At 39.5% G+C, this 9,501-nt stretch carries 1 protein-coding gene and 1 riboswitch; the gene reads left to right on the top strand.

Annotated elements, in window-relative coordinates:
- Positions 1–867: 867 nt before the first annotated feature.
- A riboswitch (cyclic di-GMP riboswitch) is annotated at positions 868–958 on the top strand.
- A 78-nt stretch (positions 959–1,036) separates the two neighbouring features.
- The gene (locus V7150_RS16710; RefSeq protein WP_335520656.1) at positions 1,037–9,493 is read left to right on the top strand and encodes an RHS repeat-associated core domain-containing protein; all 8,457 of its coding nucleotides are present in this window, start codon (positions 1,037–1,039) and stop codon (positions 9,491–9,493) included.
- Positions 9,494–9,501: the final 8 nt, after the last annotated feature.

Genomic DNA, 9,501 nt, shown 5'->3' with positions numbered 1-9,501 from the left:
TTGGTATTAAAATTAATAGTCACATTATTACAGATAATGGCTAATAAATTCTTAGTTCTGTTATTCTTAAATATAAATGCTAAGAAAAGTAGGGCCATTGGGTCAGAACACTGGCCTCACATGAGTTTGGAAATAATTTAAAAATGTAATGAAAAGTATTTACCAAACATAAAAAACTCCTATTGTAGAAGTTGGCATTGACACCGAGTTCTATTTTGATTTTATTTTTATCACTTTTCCTATTAGAATATATTGCAAGATAATGGATTATTATCTGTAATTTTTTATTGTGATTCTCGACAATTTTTGTTTCAGATCTGTAGGGGAAATTCTTATAGATCAATACTTTGTTGCTGTTTCAAACAAATGATTGAATAGTATAGCCTATATGGATTTTTGTCGAAAGGATGCAGAGCAGTTTGTCACCTTTCAAAAGAAATATCAAAAACCTAAAAAGCATCGACAAGTCCGATGCTTTTTTATACTGATTTACTTGCAAATTCATATGAGATTTATATGTGTGAAATCAACTATTGCACGTTTAAGCTAAACCCTTATCATGATTACGCTCTTATTTTTTTGATTTAATGAGTCATGGTTGGCAGCATTGTAATCGTACAAGTTACTACCATGGTCAACGACAATTCCTGTTAATTGCGTAGTCTTTAACAAGTTATCTAAATAATACTACAGCCCTCATCTACATTTAAGGTGGGGGCTATTTGACGCTTACACTGTTTCAATGTAGTTATTTTGTAATAGATTTTTAGACCTACTTTTTCTGAAAAAACTAAAGTATTTGTAAATTTGGTCGATATATAAAATATAAATTTTTTGTCATTATTTTACTAATAATCTTATGATCTAAAAAGTTAATGGCAAACCCATTGAAAAATGGGGACACAAAGGCACGGATCTAAAGTTGCGGAAGAGTGACAATGATGGCTGGACTGCCTGGATTAAATGCAATCTTAAGGCACTCCGTCTATCCGTGGGGTGTTTTTTGTAGTTGTTAAAGTCAAAAGGGGGAAAAAATTTGGGCTATAGAAAGAGAAAGCTTTTAAGATCAGGTTTTACAATTTTTTTAAGCGTTTTATTGGTTTTTACCAGCATACCTTTCGCAAGTCGTGCGGTCGATTTATCATTTAAAGATCATTTTATGGATCCGGCGTCTATTATGGATATGCTGCCGGATCAACAACAAACGGTACCTCAAGTGGATAATCCTGTGGACAATTTGACACCGAGACTCCCGCAGCCTCTTCAGAACCAGCAAAGTTCACAAGGACCGGTAAATCAGCCTCAGGCTGGGAGCCTTCCTAGTACTGAACAAAATAAACCCGCCAATGTTAATTTGGCTACCGGCAATCTCAACTATGATAAAACAGATTTAAACATCTCAGGTATCGGTTTTGATTTTTCATTAAAGCGAACCTATTCAAGTGATAAAGACACAGTTGGTGCTTTTGGTCGTGGCTGGGATTTTAATTTTAATTCCCAACTCAGAATTTACTCTGGCTATAACATGACAGAAACACGTGCTGATGGTAACGTGCTCGATTATAAGTTTGTGATGGATGATCCTGATGGGTATATCACAAAATTCGATGACGATCCTCTTATCAATTATGAATTGGATAAGGGTCATTATGAAAGCGCTAAAAATGGGAACACATTAAGACGAATAAGCAAGTCTGAATACAGCGTTGAAGCGGCACATGGCACAACAATAACCTATAATGGTTATTATGCTCCGTGGCGGGATAACCAAGACCCCCGTGCAGGAAAAATGACAAAAAGAACCGACCGTTATGGCAATACGATGAGCTATGTATATGATAGTCGTGGCCAGCTGGACTATGTGATTGATACAGCGGGAAGAACCATTGATTTTGTATGGGATGGAAACGTCATCTCAGAGGTGAAAGACCCGTCTGGAAAAAGTATCCGTTATGATTATGATGGCGATCAGCGTCTGGAAAAAGTCACTTTCCGTGATGGTCGTTCCATCCGTTATCAATATAGTGGATCTAAAGTAGTTGCCGAAGTAAATGGAAATGATGAAAAAACACAGTATCATTATGATAATGGCAGAGTTGATGAGGTTATTCAACCGGATGGGACAAAGGCGTTTGCACTAAGCTATCAGGTCAATGGATCAGGGATTGTCACGAAAACAACGATAACCAATGCAAGCGATGAGAAGTGGCAGTACGTAATTGAAAACAACCAAATTTCTCAAGAAACGAATCCTTTAGGTCAAGAAACTACTTATAAATATAATAGTGATGGGTTTTTGACAGAACAAAAAGCAGCAAATGGAACACTTTCTTTTACTTATGATAATGAAAATAAGAAACTCTCCCAAACCCTGCCGGACGGGACAACTACGACGTATCATTATAATCCAAAGTGGGGTGTGCCAGACCTCATTCAAGATAACTATGGGCATGTATCTTCATTTGAGGTTGACGATGCGACTGGAAATGTCAAAGTAAAAAATGACAATGGCATTTTAACTACTTACCATTATACGAATAAAGGGCAAATTGATTCAGTCGGAGATGCCAACCAAAGAAATATGACGTTTGCCTATAATTCTGAGGGTGGATTAACCGAAGTTGTCAATGGAGAAAGGGAAAAAACAAATTATACATTTGATGCCCTTGGACATTTAGTAACACAACAGCTCCCGTCAGGTGTAACGACTCGTTATACTTATGATGATGAAGGCCGACTATTAACAAAAAAAGTCGGAGACGGCCAGACATACGAATATCAATATGACAAAGCCGGTCGTCTTATTAAAATGATCGATCCTTTAAAGAATGACCAACAATACCATTATGATGCCAATGGAAGATTAAAAGAATATATTGATGCCCTTGGCAGAACATTTTCATATAATTATTTTCCAACGGGACGATTAAAATCAATCACGAATCCCGCAAGCGAAAAGCAGAACTTTACTTATGATGCCCTTGGACGAATTAAAACAATGACTTCAACTGTAGGAACAACGACGTACACTTATGGCGTCTACGGTGTTATAACAATCGACAACCCTTATGGGACCTATACTATTCACTATAATAATAAGGGCCTTATGGATTCGGTAACAGATCAGCTCGACCGTACGACAACATATACCTACTACAGTGATGGAAGGTTGAAAACAGTAAAAGATCCACTCGGCCGAACGTCCTCTATGGACTACGATACAAATGGGCAGCCAAAGACGCAAACCTTACCAAACGGGCAAACCCTTCAATTTACTTATAATGCGGTAGGTTTGCTGGAAACAAAAACGTTTGAAGATAAAACTCAAGAAAAATTTTATTATGATGCTGCCAAAAGGTTAACAAAAGAAGTTAAACGGGATGGAACGACTGTTCAATATCATTATGAAGATGACCAGCTAACCAGTATGACGGATGCACTCAATCAAACAACAAAGTATACGTATTATAATGATGGTCAACTCAAACAAATTATTAGTCCGGATGGGTTTGCCACGACGTATGCTTACAATCCAAATGGCTGGGTCACTTCTGTAACGAATCCAAAAGGTGAAAAAACAACCTATCAATATGATAATGCAGGCCGCCTTACTGCTGCCATTGATCCGAAAGGGGACCGAAAAGCATATACTTATGATGCGTTAAACCGGCCATTGACGTTTACGGACGCCATGGGGCATGAATATAAGTGGATTTACAAAGATGAAGAAAATAAAGAGATTATCATCCAGCCGGATGAATCACAAATCATTTTTCAATACAATACGCTTCATCAGCCGATTGCGGTTACCAATTCGCTTGGGGCAAACACAACCTATCAATATGATAAGGGTGGAAGGTTATCAAAAGTCACCGATCCTCTTCATCAAGTAACGGAATATAAATACAATGCGATTGATGAAATGACACAGGAAATTCGACCTGATGGGAAATCGATTGATTATCAATATGATGCATTTGGTCGCCTTGAAAGTGTAAAAAACCCGCTTAATCAAACCACTTCCTATCATTATGAAGAGCAAACCGGATGGCTTTCCTCTGTAAGTGATTTGAATGGAACAACAAAATTCACTTATGATGCCATGGGAAGACAGACAGCACAAACAGATGCCCTCGGGTTTACAACAAAACAAGAATATGATGCTTTAGGTCGTCTTGATAAGGTCATAAATCCGTTAAATGAAGTGACAGAATATCAATACAATCCGCGTAATCTGTTAACGAAGGTGATTCAGCCTAATAAAGGAGTGATTGAACAAAACTATGATAGTGCTGGGCGCTTATTAACTGTCACTGACCCAAGGGGTGGAGTGACAAAATATGGATATGATACGAACGGCAATGTTCAAACGGTTACAAATGCGTTAAATTACGAATCTTCTATGACTTACAATAAAAATAACCAGCTCGTTTCGATTACGGATTCAAAAGATAATACCACGACCTATGAATATGATGAAAATAGCCGGTTAATAAAAATGACAAACCCGCTCAATCAAATAGAATCATATACGTACGATAAAGCGGGCCAACTCCTCTCTGTTAAACAACCGAACGAAGCTGTCACAAGCTATCAATACGATGCATTAGGACGGAAAGTAGAAGAAAAGAATGCCTTAGATAAAGTGACAAAATATCTGTATGATCCACTTAATAATGTTATTGGAATTACAGACCCTGCAGGAAAAACAACATCGTATTCGTATGATGCTTTAGGTCGTCTTTTAAGTGAAACGAACCGGAAAGGCGACACCACTTCATATGAGTACTTAGATAATGAAAGGCTTGTCAAAGAAAAAGATGCATTAGGGCAAACGACGGAAATGCAATATGATGCGTTACAGCGTTTGGTTGAGGTCACCAATCCTTTAAATCAAACAACAAAATACAGCTACGATCCACTTGGCCGTATTCTTATGCAGACGGATCCAAAGGGGAACAAGGAGACATCTGCCTATAATACAATGGGTCTTGTTTCCCAATATACCGATAAAAATGGGAATGTGTATAAATTTGACTATGATTTATCGGGGAATCAAACCGCTGTTATGGATCCTTTAGGGAATCAATCAACTTACCAGTATGATTTACTGAATCGTTTAACGAAGGAAGTAGATGCCCGTAAAGGTGTCACACAATATCGATATGATTCGGTAAATAATCTCACAAGCCAAATCGATCCTGAGAACGGCGAGTGGACATTTGCCTATGATACTTTAAATCGCCGTACAGCCGTAGTCGATCCTTTAAAGCGGGAAACTACTTATGGCTATGATCAAGCTGGCAATATTAAATCCATTAAAGATCCAGCAGGAGTAGTGACCACATACGATTACAACCTCCTTGGTTGGCTGACGGAGAAAAAGGATGCAGAGGGTTCCGTTTGGTCGTACCACTATAATGCCCTTGGCCAAGTCACAAGTGTTACGAATCCTAATGGTGACGAGACAGCTTATCAGTATGATGCCGAAGGGAATTTGACCAAGGAAACCGATCCGTTAGATCATCAAGTCTCTTATCAATACGATCCATTAAATCGTCTCGTTGAAATGAAAGATCCAGCAGGCTTTAAGACAGCCTATCACTATGATGCGATAGGAAACTTGGTGAAACAGGTCGATGCCTTGGGGCAAGCGGTAAATTTTACTTATGATAGCTTGAATCAGTTAGAAAAAGTCCAAACTCCAAAAGGTTCAACCACACTCTTTCAGTATGATCCTAATGGAAATGTCATAAAACAAGTCAATGCACGAGGGGCGGAAACGACCTACCATTATGATAAATTGAATCAGCTTGATAGCGTCACGGACGCGCTTGGCGGTCAGGCTAGCTACCAATATGATCCGATGGGGAATTTAACGAAGCTTACGGATCCGAATGGAAACGCACGAACTTGGTCTTACAATTTAAATGGACAAACTGTTAAAGAAACGAATGCGCTGGGTGATCAAACCCATTACAGCTATGATTTAGCTGGACAATTGATTGAAAAAGACACGCCGAACGGGGATGCTTTAAAGTACTCTTATACACCAAATGGTCAAGTAAAAACGATCAATGCGAATGATACAACGTTGTCCTACAACTATGATCGTGTGGGGCGGTTGGTTGAAATGAATTCGCCGGCTTCGGTGGACCAGTTTGCTTATGATAAATTAGGAAGATTAACGACTCAGTCGAACCTTACCATGGACAAACAGCTCAACTATCAATATGACAAAGTCGGGAACCTCACAGCCGTTACCAATAGCGAAGATCGAACCATCTCTTATACTTATGATTCGCGAAACCTTGTGACGAGCCTCACGGATCCAGATGAAAATAAGACCACCTATGCTTATGACGCAATTGGGCAAGAAACGACAAAACAATTGCCTAATGGTCATCAGGTGAATACAACCTATAATGAAGATGGATATATCGAGAAAATAGCTGACAGAAATCCATTAAGTCATTCAGGGGAAACTCTTAACACGCTAGAGTATCAATATGATGCGTTAGGTAACCAAATCAGCCAGAATATTAATAATGAGGAGAAAACGACTTACCAATACGATGCCTTAAATCGTCTAGTCGATGTCCATTATCCAAAAGAAAAATATAGTAGTATAAAGGATAACATCTATACTCCGCCAAAGAACAAAAAGGACAATAATCAAGATAAGACAAATCAGCAGCCTGGCTTAGTCGATAGGAGTAACAGCAATCAGAAGCTAGTAAATGAGGGGATCTCAGGTCTTTATAATGGTGGTTTTGAGGATATCTTATTATCAGATAGTGGGACATCAGCTCAACAAAATAGTGATGAAGGCATAACAACAACGAAAGATACCAAAAAACAGGCTGCATCAGATAAAAACAAAAAGGTTGAGAAAAAAGACAATAAGTCCTTTTTTAGCAAGATTAGCGATGGATTTAAATCAGTTTGGAAGACGATAAAAAAAGTTGCTCATGCAGTGAAAAATTTCTTTGTCTCAATCTGGGATAGTGTGAGTCATTTCTTTACCTCATTGAGTCCTGTTGCCCACGCAGCCGCCCTTTCACAGGATAGTGGCAGCCAAACAGGGTCAGGTCAGGGTAATGGTTCCCAGGCTAAATCTGATAAAGGTTCTAACAGTGGTAAGGACCAGGCTAAATCCGATAAAGGTTCTAACGGTGGTAAGGATCAGGATAAACCAGATAAAGGTTCTGAAAATGGTAAGGATCAGGATAAACCAGATAAAGGTAACGGGGCATCTGCAAAAAAACACCATGGCGGTAATCCGAAAAAATGGAAGGATTTCTACAATGAAGCCACTCATCCAGAACCGGATTATATGATGGAGCCAGCATCACATGTACAGTATCAGTATGACAAAGCGGGCAACCGTACGAAGATGACTGTTGACGGTAAAGACACCACATACGATTACAATGCTGCCAACGAAATGACCCGCGCGGGTGACACTGGGTACATCTATGATGCCAACGGTAATCTTGTCGAGAAAAATAGTAAACAAGGTACGGTTAAGTATGACTACACAGAAGATAATCAATTAAAAGGGGTCTATTATTCTGATGGTCAAGAGGTAGAATACGATTATGATGCTTTAGGGAGAAAAGTGTTCCGGACTGCGAAAACCTATGATTTGAATTATTTAAAATCGCATGTAAACAATGGAAATGGAAACGGGCGCTGGAATGCTTTAGCGAATGGAAATGGTAAAAAAGTCGGCTTACGCAAACAGCTCGACGGTGCTTTATCCATGGATCAAACCAATTATATGTATAACGGGACCACATCGGATGTGATGAAGGAATACGGCCCGAAAGGCCAGCCTCTGGCTGAATACTACTGGGCAAACGGTCAAGTGAACTCCCGAAAAATGTTTGGCTTCCACGGGGATAAAACCTCTGGATGGCCAGGAAACATTCGTACGCGAGGCGGTCTCCTATATTACAACTATGATGCAACAGGGAATGTCCTCGGTGTAGACGACCGCGTTGGCGATACCGTCATGAATTATCGTTATGATGCCTTCGGAAATCTCTTTACAGACATGCCGGCACCGTACAATGCAACAGGGTATACGGGTAAAAACTATGATCCGGCAGCCGGGTTAATGGACTATAGTGCTCGCTGGTACAGCCCAACAATCGGACGATTCCTTACAGAGGATACGGTCATGGGGAATATAAGCAACCCCCAATCCTTAAACCGCTATGCCTATGTGATGAATAATCCGGTAAATATGGTCGATCCAAGCGGTCATGTACCGGAATGGGTGAGAAATCAAGAGGACTATTCTTTACAGTACGATCAAGGTACGACCACATATGTTGAGCTCTGGAATTATATCGAGGGTTCTTATCAGAAACAGACATCACCGACGTCTCTTGTGGAAACGATTCAGACGGATAGGTTTTATAAACAAACTTACCAGCAAACCATCGAAGAATCTTGGGATTACACATACAAAAAGTATTTCATCATTAACGATATTCCGAAGCTATTAACAGATGAGACCAAAACCTTTAGCGAAACCAATGTTTTAGAGTGGTACAATGTAATTACGGCAAAGGAACTTATGGAACAAAATGTCGGAGAAATTGCCTCCTATGGGGCACCACCGTATGCCCGGGTAGTCTATAGCTCCAGCACATTAGACGGACTGCAATTTACCTATGATATGATTTATGGTGGACAAAGGGCAGCCGAGCAGTACAACGAAATGATGCGTCAAATCGCAGGGCATACGAAGCAGATACAGGTCCAAAAACGTAAAGGTGGATGGTCTGCAATAAATGTCATCCATGGTGGATTGGATATTCTAGGGTTGGTTCCGGTTTTAGGAGCTGTACCAGATTTGATAAACTCTGGAATTTATTTAGTAGAGGGAGACTACACGAACGCTGCATTCTCAGGTATGTCCGCTATACCGTTTTTGGGAGATGCGGCAACAGCCGGAAAGTATACGTATAAAGGCGTGAAGGCGACCAAAGAATTCGTTGAACTTACGGCACACACAGAGAAGATAGCGATAAAGGAAACAAAACAAGCGGCTAAGGGTACGGTTAAAAAAAATATTAATAATTACAAAGGTGAAAGTATAAACATTCCTGAAGGACACAAAATGAGTCCCAGAGACCCTGATTTCTCAGAACCTCCAATTTATGTAGAAGGACCATTTACTACTCAGCAAAGAAGTCAATTTTTAGAAGGAAATTCAGCAGGAACAAAACTGAGTCCACATCATAGACATCAAATTCCAACTTCTCATGGAGGAGTGATTGATGAAATTCCAGGTCCAGGGCATCTATCTGGTAATATGCATACAGCAGGAACACCTAATAGACATCCAAACAAATCAATATTTAATAATATGGAAGGTGGAAATAGTTTAAGACAAAAGGAAATTTCAGACCATTGGAAAAAGAAAGGTGAGAGATTAATAGAAATTGAACCTGGGGTATGGATCGATCCAGGATTCTAATAGGTAGG

This window comes from Neobacillus drentensis, from assembly GCF_036965245.1.
Classification (GTDB): domain Bacteria; phylum Bacillota; class Bacilli; order Bacillales; family Cytobacillaceae; genus Neobacillus; species Neobacillus drentensis_G.
Note: the sequence above shows the minus strand (reverse complement) of the source record. Positions and strands in the feature narration are given on the sequence as shown.